This is a genomic window from Paraburkholderia sp., assembly GCF_026225065.1.
Classification (GTDB): Bacteria; Pseudomonadota; Gammaproteobacteria; order Burkholderiales; family Burkholderiaceae; genus Paraburkholderia.
Map to the genome: position 1 here is coordinate 15,251 of NZ_JAMFSB010000175.1, position 20,630 is coordinate 35,880.

The window sequence follows — 20,630 nt, forward strand, 5'->3', positions numbered from 1 at the left end:
AGCAACGTATCTTTTTTAGAAATTAACTGCTCGGCTCCTTTCTACAGGAAACGCACGATCAAGCACCGATCGCAGTAGTTTCGTATGGGTTTCACTTGCGTCCAGGATGAGCAGATTATCGTCGAACGCTGTGTCGATGTTTAATTTTCCATTCGTAATGGCCCGCATCGTTGCTTCGGATGAAACAAACACCACATCGCGATCAGCCTGATTTTCCGAGGTCACATCGGGCGGTTCGGGCTGAATGTCGGGATCGAAGCCGGTTTCAGTGGCATGGAAAAATCCCCAGGTCCCGATTTCAATCAGCAGCACGTAAAAGTCAGGCAGCGCCATTAACTGCGTAACCGGCACGGCGTCTTCCAGCCGGTCTTGCAAACCCTTGAGCGCGTCAATAGCCGCCATTCGCAGCTTCATGTTGCTTAACGCACCGTCGGCCTGCGTTTCCCGTAATGCTCCGGTATCCATTGCTTCCCGCGTCGCAACGGCTACCGTGAGCGCCTGAGGATGCCCGATATTAAATTCAATCTTCAGTTCGCAGATTGCACACATCGTCTTGATTCCGTGTTTAGGGCTAGTGGGTTTTTACGGTGTAACGATGTTGAACCAGAAGTCGAAATTATCGAGCCAGGAGACAAATTCACCTAATTTCGGCGCACTCCCGCTAATCTTGGCTTTACCAGCCATAACCAGTTTCTCCATCGACGTATTACCCATCATCACTTCATTAAGATCACTGCGTGACATCGTCACCGAAGCATCCGCTGTATCCGAAGTTTTACCTTTGGAATAATGCAAGGCGGAATTTTCAACACCGACCACATAATTTTCCTTCGTGTCGGTCATGACGAAATTAAAGGTAATGGACTTGCCGGCCGCTCGCGCTCCGTTCAGGCGCACGCCCTGGTAGTCGAGGAACATTTCCAGAGGCATGGCCTTGATGGTGTCCGGGCTTTGCGAACTGCCGAACGGCACCTTGTGCACGCCGTTGCGCAGCTCCATTGCGCCAGTGAGATAGAAGTTGCGCCAGCTGGCTGATTCGGCCTGATAGCCCATCTGCTCGTAGGCGTCGGCCAGCATGTGCTTGGCGGACACGTTGTCCGGGTCGGCAAAGACCACGTGGTTTACCACCTCGGCGACCCAACGGTAGTCGCCCTTGTCGTAATAGTGCTGTGCCTTTTGTAGCACCGCCGCCGGGCCACCCATGAACTCCACATAACGCTTGCCGTTGTCGACCGGCGGCAACCGGTGAAGGTTAGCGGGCACGCCGTCAAAGAATCCCAGCCGCAGGTTGTACTGTGCGATCAGGTCATGAAAGACCGTGCCGTAATAGCTGCGGCAGTACCAATGCTTGGCGAGGCTATCGGGCAGGTGCAGGGCGTCGGCAATTTCCAGCGGAGTGAGGCCGGTATTGGCGAGCCGCATGGTCTGATCGTGCAGATACCGGTACATGTCCCGTTGCGCCCGCAAGAAGTCGACGATGCGCTCGTTGCCCCAGGTCGGCCAGTAGTGAGAGGCGAACAGGACTTCCATTTCGCCGCCGAACATATCGATGGCAGCCTGCAGGTACTTCGACCACAGCAACGCATCGCGAACCTTCGCGCCGCGCAGCGTATAGAGGTTGTGCAGCGTGTGGGTGGCGTCTTCCGCTGCACAGAAGGCCTTGAATTTCGGGATGTAGAACATGAACTCGGACGGCGCTTCCGACTCCGGTGCCATGATGATGGTCATGTCGATACCGTCCAGGGTCAGCTTCTGGCCAGTCGAATTGGCGAAATCGGTCGGAACGATGAGCGTGATCGCGCCGATAGAGGTCGTCTTGCCCAACCCGCCGTCTACCACGCCCGTTGGACTCCTCGGCAGCAAATTGCCGTACATGTAGGCGGCCCGCCGGCTCATGGCGTTACCGGCAATCACGTTTTCGCCCACCGCGGCTTCAGTGAAGCCCGCCGGCGCGTAGATCTTTACCTTGCCGGACGCGATATCTGCTTCGTCGACCACACCACGAACGCCGCCGTAATGGTCTGCGTGGCTGTGGGTATAAATGATATGAGTAATCGGGCGATCGCCCAGGTGTGGAATAACCAGTTGCTTCCATACAACCACGGCAGCATCTTCGGTCATTAACGGGTCGATAACAATCCAACCAGTATCGCCACGAATAATACTCATCACCGATAAATCATAACCGCGAACCTGCCAAATGCCATCGACGACTTCGAATAATCCGTGATTCATATTCAGCTTGGCATTTCGCCATAAGCTGGGATTAACCGAGTCTGGTGCGTTGTTTTCTGGTCCGCCTGTAATAAATGCGAATTGGCCCAAATCCCACGCGGCGCCGCCTTTAGAACTTGGAATAATGCCGGGATCGGGTAATGTAGCAATAAGGCCGCGCGTGGCGTCCTGGAAATCCTGCGTGTCGTTAAATGCTAACTGATTTGCGTAAACCGCATTGGCTTCCCGGGTTGCTTTGGTCGGCGGTTTCGCACCAATTCCGGTTGGCTTAGGCGTTGCGGGGCTTTGCGCCAACGCCTCACCCACCCCTGCACCGAAACCCGTTGCAATGCTAACGGTGGCGACACCTCTTAGAAATTCTCTACGTTTAGCCGAGGAAGCCGGATTGTTATCGTCGGACATACACATGCCTCCAGGTTTTCCGAAGGTCCCATAGGCGAAAAGCCAATGGGGGTTAGTGATCGTTGGGCCCTTCAATCACCGCGATTAATCCTAGGTGACGAATGAAAAATCCGCAATGAAGATGTTTGCTTTCATCTGTCGGTAATTCCGGCGAAATTCTGATCCATCAGTAAATCGCTCCCGTTCTCTCAAGGACGCCATACCTTAGACCACCATTTCCTTTTCGATTCGCTCGTTTTGTGGATCGATCTGTCCTGCCTGTCAGGACATTGATGATTAGCGTCCGCGTTGACTCGTGGCCGCGTCACGATCGCAGCCGCGGACCGGCCGCGATGTCCACCCCCGTTTCTCTGCGTCGTTTCCCATGACGTGTATCATTCGTTCCCTGCGCGGTTCTGCGCCGGCGATGCCCCGTATACCGCTTGAACCTCTATCTGTGACCGCCCGATCCGATGTCAGTCTCTGAACTCAAACGCCGCCGCACGTTCGCGGTCATTTCCCACCCGGACGCGGGCAAGACCACGCTGACCGAGAAACTGTTGCTGTTTTCGGGCGCGATCCAGATTGCCGGCACCGTGAAGGGCCGCAAGAGCAATCGCTACGCGACCTCGGACTGGATGGAGATCGAAAAGCAGCGCGGCATCTCGGTGGCCAGCTCGGTGATGCAGTTCGAGTACGGCAACGCCGTCATCAATCTGCTCGATACCCCGGGCCACGAGGACTTCTCGGAAGACACCTACCGTGTGCTGACGGCGGTCGATGCCGCCGTGATGGTGATCGACGGCGCGAACGGTGTCGAAGCGCAAACGCTGAAGCTGCTCGAGGTCTGCCGCAGCCGCAAGACGCCGATCGTCACCTTCATCAACAAGCTCGACCGCGAAGTGCGCGAGCCGCTCGAACTGCTCGACGAAATCGAACAGCATCTGGGCGTCGCCGCCGTGCCGTTCACGTGGCCGATCGGGATGGGCAAGGACTTCCAGGGCGTCTACGATCTTCAGCACGACCAGGTGCGGCTGTTCCGCGCCGGGCAGGACAAAGCGGGTGGCGAGGTTGAAACGCTGCACGCGCTCAGCGACGAGGAAGGCGAACGGCGCTTCGGCCATGCCTGGGTCAAGGCGAAGGAAGAAATCGACCTGATCACCGGCGCCTCGCCGGATTTCGACCGCGAGCAGTTCCTCGCCGGTCAGCAGTCGCCGGTACTGTTCGGCTCGGCCATTAACAACTTCGGCGTGAAGGAAATTCTCGACGCGCTGGTCGATCTGGCGCCGCCGCCGTCGGCACGCATGGCGGTGCAGCGGTCGGTCGAGCCGGATGAGCCGAAATTCACCGGTGTCGTGTTCAAGGTGCAGGCAAACATGGATCTGGCGCACCGCGACCGCGTAGCATTTATCCGCGTCTGCTCCGGGCATTTCGAACGCGGCATGGCGCTGAAGGTGACGCGCTCGAACAAGACGTTCCGCGCCAATAACGTGGTGACGTTCCTGTCGCAACGTCGTGAGACCGTAAGCGAAGCTTATCCGGGCGATATCATCGGCATCCCGAATCACGGCACGCTGAGCCTCGGCGATACGCTGACCGAAGGTGAGATCCTGCAATTCGTCGGCTTGCCGTTCTTCGCGCCGGAAATCTTCCAGACGGTCGAAGTGGTGGACCCGATGCGCGCCAAGCAACTTGGCGAAGCGCTCAAGCAACTCGGCGAAGAGGGCGCAATTCAGGTGTTTCGCCCGGTGGGTGGCGGCTTGATGATTCTGGGCGCGGTTGGCCAGCTGCAGTTCGAAGTGGTGTCGCACCGTTTGTCGACCGAATACAAGGTCGATGTGCGGATGGCGTCGGCCCGCTATCGGATGTCGCGCTGGGTGACTTGCGACGACGCGGCTGAATTGCGTCGTTTCACCGATGCGTATGCGGCTCGGATTGCGTTCGATGCATCGAACGCGCCGACTTATCTGGCCTCACACATCTCCGAGATTGAAGTTGCGCAGAAGGCGTGGCCGAAGATCGTGTTCAACGAGTTGCGCGAGCATTCGGGCGCGCCGTTCAAGAAGGCGATGTGACGCGGCCTTTGGGCGCCGTGCGCGTATCTCGTGAGCGCACGGCGTCCACCTGTGTCAATCGAGCGGCACGGAACACACAGATCGGCCGTTTTCGACGAATCGAACCTCCGCGATGGCAGGTGTCACCTTGGGGATGGTCACCAGGAAGTAGGTCTTGATCTGTGAGCTCCCCGCTGGTGCAGGGACCTGATATCCGTAGTCGACGACAATGTTGCCGCCTTGGCGCGTGACCTGGCTGATGCTGAAAGGACGCACATCTCCTATTGGCGCAGGCGTCACCCGTGCAGCCATCAGGATCTGCCTAGTCTCGAAAAACGAGTCCGGTGGCGCGAACTGTTGAGCCTGATTGGACATGACTGGCGCCGGATGCATGATTGCCTTCCAGTCAGAAGTCGAGCGCATGACAGCGCAATTGACGGGATGCTTCGCATCGTCCCAATTAGCAACGAATGCGTGATATTGCATCGTGTCGAGCTGCTGAAATGCAACAGGCGTGTCCGCTGCCGTGCCACGAGCGCTCGGTGATTCGCGTTGTACGTCAACTTGAGGCGCACCTGCGCATGCCGACAGTACGAACGCAGCAATGGCCAGTGAAGGGCGCGTCAATTTGCCGGCAAAACTTCTGTTTGACTTTTCCATTCGGTGCATGTGTCGGAACCTCGATTCGCAGAACTATCTTTAGCAGTTATTTTGAGATCGGCCTTCCTGATCATGATATGTATGATTGGCCAATCCTTGTCCGCCGGAAATCATCGTTCACGGACGAAGACCGGCAAGTCTACGTGAATCGGAATGTGGTTCACGCGGTGGATTGTCGCGCCGGGTGACATGCGACAAAGCGGCGGAACTGCGCAGAAGGCGTGGCCAAAGATCGTGTTCAACGAGTTGCGCGAGCATTCGGGCGCGCCGTTCAAGAAGGCGATGTAACGCGGCCCTCAGTGTTTCGTCGTTGTAGACGGCGCGAGAATCGTGACCTCGGGAGCAGGCTCTTCGCGTTGCTCGTGTTCCCGACGCAATTGCTGCTTCATGACTTGCCCGTCGCGTAGTCCTTCGAAAAATTCTGCGTCGAGCTTGGCCTCGGCTTCGGCGCCGCTGGCGAGTTCTTCGAAGCGGAACAGCATCTTTGCGCGCGCGGCCGGCGATGAATTGCATTGCTCGATGGCCCGCGCGAGTGCGACGAGCTTGGCGAATTGTTCCGCGTTGCGCTGCGCCGCGCTGGCGGCCTTTGCGAGGATGCCATCGAGCAGCTGATCGCTGGCGGGTGCTTCCAGTGCTTCTGGGAGACGGGGTTTGCTTTCATTCATGATTGGCTTCCTTGGACAGGGCTCTGGGCGACCTTGGACAGATCAGGCCGTCGAACCCCACTGCCGCTGTATAGACGGCAATGAAAGTATAAGGTGTGGAGAGTAGCGACGGGTTTTCCGACCACCGGCCTCAAGCTCTCACCCCATCTTCAAAACCTCTTCCCGCAACCATCCGGCAAACGCTTGCACATGCTCGAGCGCCTCGTGCCGATGCGCGATGTCGAGCCAATACCCAAACGGCCCACTGACCTCGATCCCAGAGATCTGCGCCAGGCTACCGTCCGCCAGTTCCTCGACGATCATGTTGCGGTCGACGATGGCCAGTCCCACGCCTTTGCGCGCGGCGTGAATCGCCTGCTCCAGATTCGAAAACTCGATGCCGTTCTCAGCGTAGTGCGCCGGCATGCCTGCGGTTGCGAGCCAGTTCGGCCACAGATCGAGCCGCGTTTCGTTGTGCAGCACATGCAGCGCGGGCATCGTTGCGAGCAGCGTGTCGAGCGGGCGCCCGAGCAGTTGCGGCGCTCCCACCAACGTATGGCGTTCCGTCATCAGCAACTCGGAATGCGCGTCCGGCAGCGCGTCGCGTCCAAAGCGGATATTGCAGTGGCAATCCTCGGTTGGTTCGGTGCGGATGGACAGTTCGACATCGGGCAGTTCCACGGCCAGCGAGCCGAGTTGCGGCGAGAACCATTGAGTCGCGAAGGTAGGCGGCACCGACAGCACGAGGCGACGCCGGCCTTTGGCGGTGGTGATCTGACGCGTGCCGCGCTCGATCGTATCGAACGCTTCCGACACACACGGCAACAACTGCAGGCCTGCCGCGGTCAGGCGGATACCCTTGTGATCGCGTTCGAACAGCTTCGCGTCGAGTGACTCCTCGAGTATCTTGATCTGCCGGCTCACGGCGCCCTGCGTCACGCATAGGGCGCTCGCCGCGCGATTGAAGCTCAGATGACGTGCCGTCTCCTCGAAGAAGCGCAACGCAATCAGCGATGGCAAGCGCCGCATAACTTCACCTTCCGTTTTTCTGGTCGTCCGTTGGTGCGCCGGGTTGGCGCGGTCCTGCCGTCCGCGATGATTGTCACGGCTTGGATTGTCGCATTTCGGACGACGTTTTGAGCGGGGGCAGGCAACAAAATTCGCTCAGCTGGGAACACGTCGGATGGTGTGCGCCGTCGATGCGCTTTCCTGACTCGACGCGCCGCACAACGGCGCCGGCATCGCCTATCCTGAGGGGATGCGCGTTGCTCCTGAACGCACCCTCTTTCGACTCGCGGAGTGTCCGGTGACCGTTCGCAATCTCGATGCGCTGTTTCGACCCAAATCCGTTGCCGTGATCGGTGCTTCTCGACGGCCGCGCAGCACGGGTGCGATGGTGTGGACGAGCCTGCTGGGCGGCGGCTTTGACGGCCCACTGTGGCCCGTGAATCCGAAATACGACGCACTCGACGGCCACGCCGCCGTGGCGGATGCCGGCGACCTGCCGGAGGCCCCTACGGTGGCGCTGATCTGCACGCCACCGTCGACCTGGCCTGGCATCATCCACAAACTCGGCGGTCTGGGTACGCGCGCCGCGATCATCGTCGGCGAAGTCCACACGGATGAGGACCGCACCGCGCTCAGGCACGCGCTTTCGGCGGCGCGGCCGCACCTGCTGCGCATCGTCGGACCGGGCAGTCTCGGAGTGATTTCGCCGGCACTGCGGGCGCATCTGGGCGCGCCGTCGCGTCTCGTGAAGGCGGGTGGGGTAGCGTGGGTCTCGCAGTCCAATGCGCTGACCAATGCGGTGCTGGGTTGGGCGTATGCGCGTGGGCTGGGCTTTTCGCACGCGGTGGCGCTCGGCGGCGAGGCGGACGTGGACGCTGGCGACGTGCTCGATTACCTGGCGAGCGATCCGGGCACCCGCGCGATCCTGCTCGAACTCGATACGGTCCGCGCGGCCCGCAAGTTCATGTCGGCGGCGCGGGCGGCGGCTCGCAACAAGCCAGTCCTGGCGCTGCGCTCCGGACGCGCCGATCCCGCCGATGGTTTGTACACGGCAGCGTTCCGCCGCGCGGGGATGGTGCGCGTCGACTCGCTCGACGACCTGCTCGACGAAATCGAAACACTCGGTGTGGGCCGCGTGGCGGCCGGAGCAACGGCGACGCTGATCACCAGCGATCGCGGTGTTGCGACGCTCGCCTGCGACGCATTCGCTGCGGCGGGCGACACGCTCGCGCAGTGGCCCGCAGAAACCGTACAAGCGGTCACCGAGGCGTTGCCGCGCGCGGTCGCAGGCAACCCACTGCTACTCGGCGACGATGCTCGTGCCGAGCATTTCGGCACGGCGTTGCAGGTTCTCGCGCAGCATCGGGCAACCGGGACGGCGTTCGTGGTTCACGCGTCGACGCATAACGCGCCGGTCGGCGAGGTCGCGCAGGCGCTGATCGCGAATCAACGGTTCGCGTATCGCGGCTTGCTGGCGTGCTTCTTCGGCGGGGTGGACGCGGCGACGCGCGATGCTTTGCATGCGCAGGGCATTCCGGTGCATACGACGCCGCAGCGCCTCGCTCGAGCGTTCGCTCGTCTGGTCGATTACCGGCTTGGGCGCGAGTTGTTGATGCAAACACCGGAAGGGCTGCCGGCGCAGATTCCCGCCGAGATCGACGCCGCTCAGGCGCAGGCGCGCGCGGCACTGGCTGCAGGCGAGGACACACTTACGGAGAAACCCGCGGCCTGCCTGCTCGCGCACTTCGGACTGCATGTCGAGCCGCTCGAGGCGACGCTGGACAAGATTGTCGACATCGACGTCGAATTGCATGACGACGACAACTTTGGCCCGGTGTTTCGCTTCACCACGCCATCGACGGATGGCGTGTCGGCACCGCTGCAGGTCTTCGGCTTGCCGCCGCTCAATCCCATACTGGCGCGCGATATGGTGACCCGCTCTCCGTACGCGCGGGTCGCCGCGCCCGAGCCAGTGCTGGCGGCTTTTACGGCACTCTCGCAAGCGGTGTGCGATGTGCGCGAGATCGTCGGGTTAAAGCTCGCGCTGCGGGTATTCCGCGAGCACGTCACTGTCGTTGCGCCGTCTATCCGGCTCGGCGCCAAGCGCAGCCGGCTTGCGATCATGCCGTATCCGCGCCGCTACGAGGAGACGCTCGACTGGCATGGTCTGCGGATCACGGTACGGCCCATTCGTCCTGAAGACGAGGCCGCGCATCATGACTTCGTCGAAGCGATGACGCCCGACGATCTGCGTCTGCGCTTTTTTGGCGCGGTGGGCAGCTTCGATCACTCGCAGCTCGCGCGCATGACGCAGATCGATTACGACCGCGAAATGGCGTTGATCGCGACGGTCCCGTGCGAGGAAGGTTTCACTCGGACGTTAGGGGTGGTGCGTGCGGTGGCGGATCCCGATAACGAAACCGCTGAATTCGCGGTGGCAATACGCTCCGATCAGAAGGGCCGGCACCTTGGCACGCTGCTAATGGAGAGGATCATCGCGTATGCGCGCTCGCGCGGCACGCATTGGCTGGTCGGCGAAGCGCTGCGCGAGAACGGGCCGATGATCGCGTTGGCCAAAGCCTGTGGTTTTACGGTGACGCACACCGAGGATCCGGGCGTGGTGGGGTTCAGGATGGCGCTGGATGAGGCGGAAGCGGCGGCGTAGCGGATTCGCTGGAACGGGCGGCTTGCTCTGATGGGGGGCCGCTCTATGCTCCTCCGAACCGCTGCTGCAAAGCTGTGGCAACACGCGTCAGCACTTCGTCCCAGTTCCCCCGCTGCTGCTGGTTGAAAAGACGCACGGTGGGATACCAGGGGCTGTCGTCCCGGTCGTGCAGCCAGCGCCAGCAGCCGGCAAAGCGATTCAGCAGCCAGACCGGCTTGCCCATCGCTGCGGCCAGATGGGCCACAGACGTATCGACGGCGATCACCAGATCGAGGTTCTCAATCAGCGCAGCGGTATCTGCGAAATCGGTGACTTCGTCCATCCAGTCAATGAGCGTTCGCTGACCGAAGGCGTCAGCGCGCTTCTCGGGGTCATCCGTCTTTTGCAAACTGATCCAATGGACTTCTGACAACGTAAGCAACGGCGCAATTTGCGCAGGCGTCAGGCTGCGCACTTTGTCTTCCATCAAGCCGGTGTGGCCGCCCGCCCAGACCACGCCGACTCGCGGCAGTGTGGGGTTAGCGAGCGCTGTGAGTTTGGCGCGCCACACGGCGGCGCGTTCGGCATCAGCATGGAGATAAGGTATGGCAGCGGGGATATTGTCGAGGCGGGTGCCGAATGCCATGGGTAGCGACATCATGGGACAGTACCAGTCCCATTCGTCGACGCTGGAGGCTCCGTCATCTAGCATGACGAGGCCGGGCCATCGCGAACAAAGCGACTCTTCGTAGAGGCGGCGCAAGGAGGGCGGGCATATGTAGCCTACTTGCGAAAAGCGCTCGAGCGCCAGTGGCAGATACCGCACAAACTGCAGGCTGTCGCCATGACCTTGCTCAGGAATGACCAGCAGACGTGCCCCGCGTGCGCTGGCTTCATCCTCACGAATGGCGGATTCAGGACGCTCGCCTTTCCATTGCGGCAGCGGCAATCGCGGACGTGCTTCGGGAGAAGCGCGTCCATCGGCGCCTACGAAATTGGCCCAGCGGTCTTCATACCATGGCCAAGCTTCTTCATAACGTCCCATGGCCAGCAAGACCGGGCCCAGATGGGCGCGAGCGCTGAGAGAGTCTGGCACCAGCGCGATGGCATGCCGCAGATGTTGCTCGGCCTCGTCCAATCCACCCAGCCCCTTCGTGACCACCGCCAGATTGGTGCGCGCTTGCACGTTATCCGGATCGAGTTCGAGCAGATGGCGATAGCTGATGGCTGCGTCGTCGAGCAACCCCTGTACAAACAATGTCCCTGCTTCGTAGTAGCGCAGCTTGATCGAGCTGGGCTCGAACACGAGGCCTTGCCGCGCCGTTCGCAGCGCACAGGCGTACGCGTTCAACTTGATTTGAATCACGCACAGCGTCGTATAGAAGTCCGGATGGGGATGTGCGTCAATCGCACGCTCGAGCCAGCTTTGCGCAGCTTCGAACTGGTTCGAGTCGAGCGCCAATAGTCCACACAAGTAAAGGGCACCGGGACGTCCCGGATCGTGCTCGAGGATTCGCTCGACGGCCGCTTGCGCCGTAGCGATATCACCAGCATTGCGTGCTTCTTGGGCCTCGCCATACCAGGTTGGAATGTGGTCAGACGGCGACTGGGAGAGGTTTGTCATGATGGCTGCGGCGACACACGCGAGGACGCGTGCGTTCTATCGAACGCAGAATTGTCCTCGCTGTGGGGCCGCGAATCTGTAGGACCGTTCCGAAACCTCTGATGCGAAACGACGGGAGGTTGATTCCGAAGTCATGGCGTTGCGCGTCGGTTTGTTATGTCGTCCCTTTGAGAATCCTCCGAGTGTTTGCGGCACTCACTTCCGATATATTTTTCTACTTCCTTCAGCGATGCAATCGCAGCTTCGTGTGGCCGGGTCACGGCGTGAATGCACACCTCGTTCGCTGCGCAACGGGCAAGTACGAATCGCTGAGCACACCACGATATATTTGGACCGATACGCCAATGGATAACTTCGCTGACTCCGATCAATTTATCAAATCACTGCTGTTCGCGTTTCTCTTCAGTGCCGTTTCGATCTTCGTGCTTCAACTAACCAATCTCATCGATCCAGATCATCTGTTGGGCCGCGAAGGAATTGCATGGTTTGTCGCGACCGTCGTTTGCACCGTCGAACCGCTTTTGCGCCACCAGGGCATCCTGAAGGGCGGCATCGAATGCCGGATTGGTGAATTCACCAAAGCGAGCGCGCTAGGACGTTTGATTGGCGCGCCAGCAGGTTGCGCGTTTGCATGGGCGATCACGATCATTGGGTCCTGAGTTGATCTTTCGTGCAAAGTTGCAAAGAATCGTCAAGGATTCCAAATTAAATCGCGAGTGAGTCAACGGCTTCCGCAGGGAGCCGTTAAACACACGACCGTTACCAGGTCGCACACTCAACCGTGAATTTTTTCAGGAAGGACTAACGATGAACAAGCAGATTACTATCGCCGCTCTCGCTGGGTTGTTTTCGCTGGGCGCGTTCGCACAGGCATCCGCACCCGTCGCCGCGCCCGCACAGGAGCAGACCGCTGCGCCGGCTGAGGCAGCGTCCGCTGTGAAGCATCACCACAAGCATCACAAAAATCATAAGCACCACGCCTCGGAAGCGGCCGAGGCGTCCGCAGCGACGCCTGCTTCCGCTGCGGCCATGAAGCCGTAAGGCCAGGTTCGGTCCGCGTCCGCGCTTCGTCAATCAGGAAACACAAATGTACTCGTGCGCTCAATCTCGCTGGCGCCTCTTGCTGCTCTGCGCCGCGCTGATCACGGTTACAGGTTGCGCAACCCGGCCTCGGCCGGTCTCGTCGCCTGATGCCGTTGAGACTGAGGCCCACGCGTCTTCGTCGACGGCGATAGATGCACTGTTGCCGGTCGAAGCGGGCTTTTACCGGGTCAATGCAGGCGATACATTGGTGAGTATTGCGAAGTCGTTCGGGCGCGATCTGGCATCGGTTGCGCTCTGGAACAACATGGCGGCGACCGATGCGGTTTCTGCTGGTCAGTTGCTGCGCGTAGCGCCACCGCCAAGCGTCGGTTCTAAATCCGCGCCAGGCGCGAAACCCAACACCGCATCTGGATCACCCGCTGAGGTGGCCCGTTTCAAATGGCCGGTTTCCGGTCCTGTCAGCGCGAAATTCGTCGCTGACCGATCGAAGGGCGTCGACCTTGGTGGCCGAGTGGGCGATCCCGTCAGGGCTGCCGGAGATGGGCGCGTGGTGTACGCGGGAGCGCGCATCAAGGCCTATGGCCGGTTGATCGTCATCAAGCACGACGGCCATTTCGTCACCGCGTACGGCAGTAACAGCAAGTTGCTGGTCGCGGAAGGCGCCGTCGTCAAGCAAGGGCAGACCATCGCCGAGATGGGAGCGGACGCGAACGGCAATGCGTCCCTCAAGTTCGAAGTCCGCAAAGACGGTAAGCCGGTCGATCCGCTCGCTTACCTGCCGAACAGCCCCGGTTAGCGGGTTGGGTTCGGCGTCGGCAATAGCTGACCGCTTGCATTATCACTTGATCGTCTCGCGCTGAACCGGCGTTGTTGACGTCGTTCTCATCATGCGCACCTTTTTGAAAACTCATTTATATCGAAAGCTTGGCGTTCTGTTGTCTTTGGCGTTAATGGCCGGTTGCGTACAGCAGCCTGTTGTAACTGGGGCAGCGAACCTTGAGACGGCACGCGAGGAAATACCCGGAACTGTAACGGCCACGACGTCGCTTGAGACGGGCGCGTCGCTCTTACCCACGCCGACGGAACAGGAGGGCGCGCAGGCCGAGACCTCGCCAGCTCAGGACGAGATCGGCGACGCGCCGTCGTTCCTTGAATCTGGCTTTGCGTCCTGGTACGCAAACAGGTTTCAGGGACGCCGTACGGCGAGCGGTGAGCACTACGACTTGCATGCATTGACGGCGGCACACAGGACGCTGCCGATGGGGTCCTATGTTCGCGTAACCGCCGTGAAGAGCGCGCGCTCGGTGATCGTGCGTATCAATGACCGTGGACCGTATGCGCGCGGCCGGGTAATCGACCTGTCCTATGCCGCCGCGGCGGCTCTCGATCTGCCGCAGGCGGGCCTCCTGATCGTCAGAATCGAGCGCGTCGGAAGTCAGGAAGCCGGATCTTAACGCCGGGTGGCGGCTACATCCGGCGGCGGCGTCAACGCAAGCCTGCTCAAGCCGGCAGTTTGCCTGCCGCCTCGTCCACCTGGACGCGTGACACTGACAACTCTTCGAGCCACGCCTGCGCATACACTGCGCCCGTCTCGCGTTCGAGGCGTGCAATCGTTGCCGCGCAGCGAGCGGCGTCCTTCGGCGTCGCGATGAAGTCCTTTACGGATTCACCCGCCTTGAACGCGTCGAACAGCGGCACGCGGATGTCGTCAGGCAGCGCGCGCGTCCACTGGTACGGCTTGCCGTTGTACGTGAACGACGGCGGCAGCACGCGCTCCTTTTTCGCGGCCGGAATCAGGCCGTAGGTGCGTGCGGCTTCGCCGATCTGCTCCGGCGAAAACAGCTCGTCCGGGCTGATGTCGAATTGCTGGATGTAGGCTTCCATCGCCTGCATGGCCGCTGCGCGGTCGTCGCGCTTTTGCTGCGCGCGGGCCACGATGTCGCGCAGTTCGTCGGCTTCTTCGCTGGTGATCGTGAAGCTCGCCTGCTTCTGCTGGAGTTCGGAAAAACGCTGGAATTCGGAATCGGTCAGAAGTTTCGCCATGAGGTATCGATAGCGCGCACGGACCGTTGCCCGCGCGGCGACATTTTTGAAAGGGTCGCCATTCTAAACCATGCGTGCCCAAATCATGTGGGCGTGGCGCAAGAGCGAGGCTCCACGCGCTCTTGCGTGTGTCTGAGCCGCGTCGCCTTATTGAATCGGGGTGCCCTGCGCTTGAGCGGCCGCTCGCTCTTCAGCTTGTTTTTTCTTCGCCAGATGGTGCCCGACAATACATCCGCCAACCGCGCCGACCACCGCGTGATGGCCCGCATAATGACCCGCGACGCCGCCGACTACGGCGCCTTTCAGACAGCCCGCCGCGGAAGCCGAACCCGCGAAACCCGCCAGGGAGAGAGCCAGCAAAACGAGAGAGCAAAACGATTTCTTCATGATGAATGTATCGATGTGAAGCATGAAACGTGAGGGCGAAAGACACCCGATCCTGTGTCCGGCCCGTTGGGCGCGGACGCAGGATTGTACGACGGTCAATATTTACTGGCAGGCCTTGCCGGCGTCAGCGCGGTAGCCCTTGGTCTTCGCGTCAGCTTCGCTCATGTACGAGCCGTGCTTGGTCTTGCCGTAGTACTTGTCACCCGGGCAGTGGTAGACCTTCGTGCTGGTGTTGACCCACACCTGGCCGGGACCGCCGCCAGGGGCTGCCTGGGCGGTGCTGGCCGCTGCGGGCGCCTTGGAGGGGGCCGCTTTGGCGCTGCTGGCTGCCGCCGGCGCCATGGCCGGTGCTGCTGCCGGAGCCGAAGCTGCGCCTGCGGTCGACGCTGCACCGTACCAGGTCTGCACGCCTTTATGACCCTTGCATGCACCCTTCTTCGTCGCACCGGAATAGAACGAGCCGTCCTTGCAGAGGCCCGTCGTTCCGCTCGGCGCGCTCGCGGGAACCTGCGCATAGCTGGCGCTCGCTGCGAACAGGCTGGCCACGGCGGCCATGGAGAGAATGAGCTTTTTCATCGTTTTGATCCTGTTGACCTGCCGCGGCATCGCCGCGTTCATCGGGGAGGCGCAGACAATCCGGCCTGCTTAAGGGCCGTGCATGCTGCGATTTTTGTACGCGCATAAGCGCGACCCTGATAAAACGCGCCAGCCCCGTGTTCGGCTGACGTGCCGCGTCCCGGAGATTGTCAAATATTGAAAGACCAGGCCGGCGGAGAGCGGCTGTTAGCTCGCTTCTTCGCGATACATCGACAGCGCCTCAACCGTTTCCCGGAGCATTGCGGTCGCTGCGTCGAGCTCCGGCGCGACGTACTCGTCGATGCGCCGCAGGTACGGACAGGTCAGCACGGCGATCGCCTGCCCGGACGGCCCCAGGATGGGGAACGTGACGTCCGTGACGCCGAAGATCTGCTGGCTGTCTTTCTGCGAAAACCCGGCTGCGCGGATCCGCTCGCAGGTTGTCTCGAGCGCTTCTTCGTCGATCGTCACTTCGCCTTTCACCTTCGTATGCTCGGCGAGCATATGGGCGCGCTGCTCCGCGGTCTGGAAGGCCAGCATGACGCGGCCGGAGCCCGTGTCGATCAGCCCGACCCGCGAACCGAGCCGCACCGACATCCCCCACGTGCCCGGCCCGTCGACCTGCGCAATCACCAGTAGATTGCCGCGGTCGTACACCACCAGGTGACACGACTGCTCCGCGCGGTCTGAGAAACGCTGCATTAGCGGCAGGGCTTCGTAGATCAGCCGGTTCATTGGCGGGTGCCGATGCGCGAGCGCATACAGCTTCAGGCTCAGCGAGTAGCGGTCACCGGCAGCCGAGCGCACCACATATTGACGGGCGACCAGCCGCTCGAGCATCCGGTACATCTCACTCGCGTTGCGTCCCAGCAGCTTGGTGATCTCGGCGCGCGTCAATCCATCTTTCTGCTCGGCGAGCAGTTCGAGGATATCGAGGCCCTTGTCCAGCGCGGGCGCCCGGTAACGGTCGGCGTCGTCTCTTTCTTCCGCATCCATCATGAGTGGGTTCCCGGTGTCGACCAGAGTTCGAGCTTTAGCGCGCTAGTCCGATCCCATGCGGACCTGCGCAGGTTTCATTGTCATCTGGGGCGTGAGTGTAGAGCGCAATTGGCGCGTGCGGCCAGGGAAAGTACGGACGGCTCTTACGCCAGACATTCCTTGACTTCGCATGGTGCATATATGAATAATACGTTCATTGGTGAATTTACACACGCCAATATCGATAAGAACGAAGAACGCGCAGGACGATACGCCGGCCGCTGAGCGGAGCGGCGGGGGTAGTTCGACAACACCTATCAGGAGACAAGACATGACATTCGCTAAAGGCCCGCGTGCGGCCCATCGCTTCATTTGTGGTGCTCTATCAATCGGCGTAGCCGCAGCATGCGTGGCCGGCCTCGTAACGAGTGGCGCCGCCCGCGCCGCCGATTCCGGCAAGATCGGCCTCGATCTGCCGCTGCTCACCTCGCCGTTCTGGCAGTCGTACAACAACTACCTGCCCGTCTATGCGAAGCAGAGCGGCCTCGACATCCTCGCGCCGGTCAATTCCAACGGTGACCCTGCACAGCAGATCACCGACATGAACAACATCCTGAATCTGGGTGCGAAGGGCATCGTCGTCGGGCCGCTGGATTCGGCCGCGATCAGCCGCGCGCTCGACGCCGCGTCCGCCAAGAACGTGCCAGTGGTGGCCGTGGACGTCGCGCCGACCCAAGGCAAGGTCGCGATGGTGGTACGCGCCGACAATCACGCTTACGGCGAGATGGCCTGCAAGTACATCGGCGAGCATGTGAAGTCCGGCAAGGTCGTGCAGATCGAGGGCGATCTGGCGTCGGTAAACGGACGTGACCGTTCGGAGGCGTTTCGCACATGCCTGAAGCACTACCCGTCGCTGTCGCTGCTGGAAATTCCGGCCGCGTGGAAGGGTGACGTAGCGGCCACCGCGCTCGATAGCCTGTTGACCGCCAACCCGGACGTGAAGGCGATCTATATGCAGGCGGGCGGGGTCTACCTGGCGCCGACTTTGCAGACCCTGCGCCGCAAGCAGATGCTGTTTCCGGTGGGCGATGCGAAACACGTCGTGATCGTCAGCAACGACGGCATTCCGCAAGAGTTCGACGCGATCCGCAAGGGCGAGATCGACGCCACCGTTTCGCAACCAGCTGACCTGTACGCGAAGTATGGCCTGTTCTACATCAAGGCTGCGCTCGCCGGACAGACCTTCAAGCCGGGCCCGACCGATCACGGCAGCACGATCATCCAGATCGCGCCTGGCATGCTGGAAGATCAATTGCCTGCGCCGCTCGTGACGAAGGCGAATGTCGACGACAAGAACCTGTGGGGCAATACCGTCAAATGAGCGAGCCCATGCACACGCCTGGCGTTGCGGCTGCCTCTGACCAGGCGATGGTCGAAGCGCTGGAAGTCACCAAGCGCTTCGGCTCGTACGCCGCACTGAACGACGTGAGCATCCGCGTAATGCCTGGCGAGTCGCATGCACTCGTCGGGCGTAACGGGGCCGGGAAATCGACGCTGGTGTCGATTCTCACCGGCCTGCGCAAGCCCGACAGCGGCGAGGTGCGCTTCGGCGGCGCGCCCGCGCCGTCGCTCGCCGACCGCGATGGATGGCGTGAGCGAGTGGCTTGCGTCTATCAGCATTCGACGATCATCCGCGATCTCAGCGTCGCGGAGAATCTGTTCATCAACCGTCAGCCGGAACGGCGCGGCATGATCGACTGGCAGGCCATGCGCCGCGACGCGCGTGAGCTGCTCGATCACTGGAAGATCGACGTTCGCGAAGATGCGCGCGCGGGCGATCTGAGCGTTGAGGCACGCCAGCTGGTGGAGATTGCGCGGGCGCTGTCGTATGGCGCGCGCTTCATCATTCTCGACGAGCCGACCGCCCAGCTTGACGGCGATGAAATCAAACGCCTGTTTCGCCGCATCACCGAGTTGCAGCGCGAAGGCGTGACGTTTCTGTTTATCTCGCACCATTTGCAAGAGGTGTACGAGATCTGCCAGGCGGTGACGGTGCTGCGCGATGCGCGGCATATCGTCAGCGCGCCGGTTTCCGCGTTGCCGCGCGAGCAATTGATCGAAGCCATGACCGGAGAGCGCGGCGGGCTTGCAGTCGCCGACGCCGCCGCACGCGCCCCGCTGCCCGCCGATACGAAAGTGGCGCTGGAAGTCGCGGGTCTCGGCGGCGTCGATTACGAAGACGTGTCGTTCACGGTGAAACGTGGCGAGGTGATCGGTTTCACCGGCGCGACGAGCAGCGGACGCACCAGCGTCGCGGAAGCGATCGCGGGATTGCGCTCGCCGACCCGTGGCGACATCCGTGTGGCAGGCAAGTCGTTGCCGCGCGGCGATGTGCCGGCGGCGCTGGCAGCCGGTATCGGCTGCGTGCCGAAAGACCGTCATCAGGAAGGCCTGGTGTTGACGCAATCGGTTGCGGAAAACGCTTCGATGACGATCACGCGGCTGCTCGGCAAGTTCGGCCTCGCCTCGCCCGCGAAGAAGAACGCGTTCGGCCAGAAGATGATCGACGCGCTTGGCATCGTGACGCCTGGCCCTGAGCACGTTGTCTCGGGCCTGTCCGGTGGCAACCAGCAAAAGGTCGTGATGGCGCGTGCCTTGGCGACTGATCCGAACGTCCTCGTCCTGATCGACCCCACGGCAGGCGTCGACGTGAAATCGAAGGAAGCGCTGCTGTCCGTCGTGGATCGCGTGCGTGAAGAAGGCAAGGCGGTGCTCGTGGTCTCAGGTGAACTTGATGACTTGCGTACCTGTGACCGCGTCTTGGTCATGTTCCGCGGCCGCGTCGCGGCCGAATTTCCCGCGGGTTGGCAGGACCACGACCTGATCGCATCCGTTGAAGGAGTCAGTCTCCATGAAGAATAGTGTGCCCAGCCCTGCATTCGGTGCGGCTCAAGGCTCGACCGGCACGCAAGCTGCGCGCAGCCGCCGGGTGCGGATCGAGTTCGCACGTCTGCGCGACCTCGCGTTGCTGCCCGCGCTCGCGTTGCTGCTCGTAATCGGTGCTTTCGTTAGCCCGAGTTTCTTGACCAAGGCGAATCTGATCAGCGTGCTCGGCGCCTCCGCGGCGCTCGCGCTTGTGGTGCTGGCCGAATCGCTAATCGTGCTGACCGGCAAGTTCGACCTGTCGCTCGAATCGACGGTGGGGATTGCACCCGCTGTCGGCGCCATGCTCGTCATGCCGGCGGCGTCCGCTGGTTTTGGCTGGCAATGGCCGGCTGCGGCAGGTTTGCTCGCGATTCTCGTCGTTGGTGCGGTGATCGGTTTTATCAATGGCTTTCTGGTGGTGCGCTTACGGCTCAACGCGTTCATCGTCACGCTGGCCATGCTGATTGTGCTGCGTGGCATGCTCGTGGGCGCCACCAAAGGCGGCACGTTGTTCGATATGCCGCCGTCATTCTTCACCCTCGCCACGACGATCGTGCTTGGGCTGCCTGTGTCCGTATGGCTCGCCGCAGTAGCCTTCGCGGTCGCCGCTTTCATGCTGCGCTACCATCGTATCGGGCGTGCGCTGTATGCGATCGGCGGCAATCCAGAAGCGGCGCGCGCGGCCGGGATTCGCGTCGAACGCATTACTTGGGGCGTCTTCGTGCTGGGCAGCGTGCTGGCGTCGCTTGGCGGCCTGATCGTCACCGGCTACGTCGGCGCGATCAACGCGAACCAGGGCAACGGCATGATCTTTACCGTGTTCGCGGCGGCGGTGATCGGCGGCATTTCGCTCGACGGCGGCAAGGGCACGATGCTCGGCGCGCTATCCGGCGTACTATTGCTGGGTGTCGTGCAGAACCTGCTGACGCTCGCACAAGTGCCGTCGTTCTGGATTCAGGCCATCTACGGCGCCATCATTCTCGGCTCGCTGATGGTGGCACGCCTCGCGAGCGGCGAAGGCCAGAACTAAAACGGACCCATTGCGGAGACTATTTTGAGCAGCCCATCGCATACCGACGCCCGCCTGATCCTGCTAAGTCCGCAGGACAACTGCCTGATTGCAGGGGCGCGGCTCGAAGCCGGCACCGAGCTCGAGATCGAAGGAGAGCGCGTCACGCTCGCCAAGACGATCGAGCTTGGTCACAAAGTCGCACGCGGCGCGCTGGCGAAAGACGACAAGGTGCTGCGCTACGGCGCGGTCATCGGCCACGTGACCGGAGCCGTCGCGCGCGGCGAGCACCTTCATACTCATAACCTCGAAAGCGACTACCTGCCGACGTACACGCACGATGCAGGCCACGAATTCGTGCATCATTGATGCGGTGCAATACCGCGCTGGAACGATCATGACCGACACTTCCGAAGCA

21 protein-coding genes are annotated in these 20,630 nt (G+C 61.4%); 11 read left to right on the plus strand and 10 right to left on the minus strand.

Annotated features, from left to right (window positions below):
- Positions 1 to 15: 15 nt before the first annotated feature.
- Both M0954_RS13040 and M0954_RS13045 read right to left on the minus strand, forming a co-directional pair.
- Positions 16 to 549 (minus strand): hypothetical protein, encoded by a 534-nt coding sequence (locus tag M0954_RS13040; RefSeq protein WP_297353637.1) that lies wholly within the window; start codon positions 547 to 549, stop codon positions 16 to 18.
- A gap of 33 nt (positions 550 to 582) precedes the next feature.
- Positions 583 to 2,637 carry an alkyl sulfatase dimerization domain-containing protein gene (locus M0954_RS13045; protein WP_123386792.1) on the minus strand — a complete coding sequence of 685 codons (2,055 nt, stop codon included), beginning with the start codon at positions 2,635 to 2,637 and terminating at the stop codon, positions 583 to 585.
- Positions 2,638 to 3,089: 452 nt separating this feature from the next.
- Between M0954_RS13045 and M0954_RS13050 the strand changes: the two genes are divergently transcribed.
- Positions 3,090 to 4,691 carry a peptide chain release factor 3 gene (locus M0954_RS13050; protein WP_123386793.1) on the plus strand — a complete coding sequence of 534 codons (1,602 nt, stop codon included), beginning with the start codon at positions 3,090 to 3,092 and terminating at the stop codon, positions 4,689 to 4,691.
- Between the two features lie 54 nt (positions 4,692 to 4,745).
- Here M0954_RS13050 and M0954_RS13055 read toward each other — a convergent pair whose 3' ends face one another.
- Positions 4,746 to 5,339 (minus strand): hypothetical protein, encoded by a 594-nt coding sequence (locus M0954_RS13055; protein WP_297353639.1) that lies wholly within the window; start codon positions 5,337 to 5,339, stop codon positions 4,746 to 4,748.
- Positions 5,340 to 5,483: 144 nt separating this feature from the next.
- Between M0954_RS13055 and M0954_RS13060 the strand changes: the two genes are divergently transcribed.
- The gene (locus M0954_RS13060; protein WP_297353640.1) at positions 5,484 to 5,618 is read left to right on the plus strand and encodes a hypothetical protein; all 135 of its coding nucleotides are present in this window, start codon (positions 5,484 to 5,486) and stop codon (positions 5,616 to 5,618) included.
- 8 nt (positions 5,619 to 5,626) lie between these two features.
- Here M0954_RS13060 and M0954_RS13065 read toward each other — a convergent pair whose 3' ends face one another.
- The gene (locus M0954_RS13065) at positions 5,627 to 5,995 is read right to left on the minus strand and encodes a hypothetical protein (RefSeq protein ID WP_123386795.1); all 369 of its coding nucleotides are present in this window, start codon (positions 5,993 to 5,995) and stop codon (positions 5,627 to 5,629) included.
- A 138-nt stretch (positions 5,996 to 6,133) separates the two neighbouring features.
- Entirely contained in the window at positions 6,134 to 7,003 is an 870-nt protein-coding gene (locus M0954_RS13070; protein ID WP_122157567.1) for a LysR family transcriptional regulator, read from the minus strand.
- Between the two features lie 277 nt (positions 7,004 to 7,280).
- Between M0954_RS13070 and M0954_RS13075 the strand changes: the two genes are divergently transcribed.
- On the plus strand, positions 7,281 to 9,647 hold the full coding sequence (locus M0954_RS13075) for a GNAT family N-acetyltransferase (protein WP_297353642.1): 2,367 nt from the start codon (positions 7,281 to 7,283) through the stop codon (positions 9,645 to 9,647).
- 43 nt (positions 9,648 to 9,690) lie between these two features.
- On the opposite strand, the gene M0954_RS13080 is transcribed toward M0954_RS13075, so the two are convergent.
- A complete protein-coding gene (locus M0954_RS13080) occupies positions 9,691 to 11,250 on the minus strand; it encodes a tetratricopeptide repeat protein (RefSeq protein ID WP_297353644.1) in 1,560 nt (519 codons plus the stop codon).
- 263 nt (positions 11,251 to 11,513) lie between these two features.
- On the opposite strand from M0954_RS13080, the gene M0954_RS13085 reads away from it, so the two are divergent.
- The 4 genes from M0954_RS13085 (at position 11,514) to M0954_RS13100 (ending at position 13,748) form a co-directional block, all read left to right on the plus strand.
- Entirely contained in the window at positions 11,514 to 11,909 is a 396-nt protein-coding gene (locus M0954_RS13085) for a hypothetical protein (RefSeq protein WP_220795584.1), read from the plus strand.
- Positions 11,910 to 12,057: 148 nt separating this feature from the next.
- On the plus strand, positions 12,058 to 12,291 hold the full coding sequence (locus M0954_RS13090; protein WP_122157571.1) for a hypothetical protein: 234 nt from the start codon (positions 12,058 to 12,060) through the stop codon (positions 12,289 to 12,291).
- 46 nt (positions 12,292 to 12,337) lie between these two features.
- The gene (locus M0954_RS13095; RefSeq protein WP_297353646.1) at positions 12,338 to 13,090 is read left to right on the plus strand and encodes a peptidoglycan DD-metalloendopeptidase family protein; all 753 of its coding nucleotides are present in this window, start codon (positions 12,338 to 12,340) and stop codon (positions 13,088 to 13,090) included.
- 91 nt (positions 13,091 to 13,181) lie between these two features.
- Complete coding sequence (locus tag M0954_RS13100) at positions 13,182 to 13,748, plus strand: septal ring lytic transglycosylase RlpA family protein (RefSeq protein ID WP_297353648.1); 567 nt, start codon at positions 13,182 to 13,184, stop codon at positions 13,746 to 13,748.
- Positions 13,749 to 13,794: 46 nt separating this feature from the next.
- On the opposite strand, the gene M0954_RS13105 is transcribed toward M0954_RS13100, so the two are convergent.
- The 4 genes from M0954_RS13105 to M0954_RS13120 all read right to left on the minus strand — a co-directional run bounded on the left by M0954_RS13105 (position 13,795) and on the right by M0954_RS13120 (position 16,296).
- Positions 13,795 to 14,337 carry a hypothetical protein gene (locus M0954_RS13105; protein WP_122157574.1) on the minus strand — a complete coding sequence of 181 codons (543 nt, stop codon included), beginning with the start codon at positions 14,335 to 14,337 and terminating at the stop codon, positions 13,795 to 13,797.
- Positions 14,338 to 14,484: 147 nt separating this feature from the next.
- Complete coding sequence (locus tag M0954_RS13110; protein ID WP_122159392.1) at positions 14,485 to 14,724, minus strand: hypothetical protein; 240 nt, start codon at positions 14,722 to 14,724, stop codon at positions 14,485 to 14,487.
- Positions 14,725 to 14,826: 102 nt separating this feature from the next.
- The gene (locus tag M0954_RS13115; RefSeq protein ID WP_122159394.1) at positions 14,827 to 15,300 is read right to left on the minus strand and encodes a hypothetical protein; all 474 of its coding nucleotides are present in this window, start codon (positions 15,298 to 15,300) and stop codon (positions 14,827 to 14,829) included.
- A gap of 207 nt (positions 15,301 to 15,507) precedes the next feature.
- On the minus strand, positions 15,508 to 16,296 hold the full coding sequence (locus M0954_RS13120; protein WP_122159396.1) for an IclR family transcriptional regulator: 789 nt from the start codon (positions 16,294 to 16,296) through the stop codon (positions 15,508 to 15,510).
- A gap of 313 nt (positions 16,297 to 16,609) precedes the next feature.
- Between M0954_RS13120 and M0954_RS13125 the strand changes: the two genes are divergently transcribed.
- The 4 genes from M0954_RS13125 to M0954_RS13140 are packed head-to-tail and all read left to right on the plus strand — an operon-like array spanning position 16,610 to position 20,581.
- On the plus strand, positions 16,610 to 17,659 hold the full coding sequence (locus tag M0954_RS13125; protein WP_133893786.1) for a sugar ABC transporter substrate-binding protein: 1,050 nt from the start codon (positions 16,610 to 16,612) through the stop codon (positions 17,657 to 17,659).
- A gap of 8 nt (positions 17,660 to 17,667) precedes the next feature.
- Positions 17,668 to 19,200, plus strand: a complete 1,533-nt coding sequence (locus M0954_RS13130; protein WP_297353650.1) for a sugar ABC transporter ATP-binding protein — start codon at positions 17,668 to 17,670, stop codon at positions 19,198 to 19,200.
- Positions 19,190 to 20,233, plus strand: coding sequence for an ABC transporter permease (locus tag M0954_RS13135; RefSeq protein ID WP_122157577.1), 1,044 nt, complete (start codon positions 19,190 to 19,192; stop codon positions 20,231 to 20,233). Before M0954_RS13130 ends, M0954_RS13135 begins: the two co-directional genes overlap by 11 nt.
- A 21-nt stretch (positions 20,234 to 20,254) precedes the next feature.
- Positions 20,255 to 20,581 (plus strand): UxaA family hydrolase, encoded by a 327-nt coding sequence (locus tag M0954_RS13140; RefSeq protein ID WP_074266667.1) that lies wholly within the window; start codon positions 20,255 to 20,257, stop codon positions 20,579 to 20,581.
- The last annotated feature ends 49 nt before the right edge of the window (positions 20,582 to 20,630 follow it).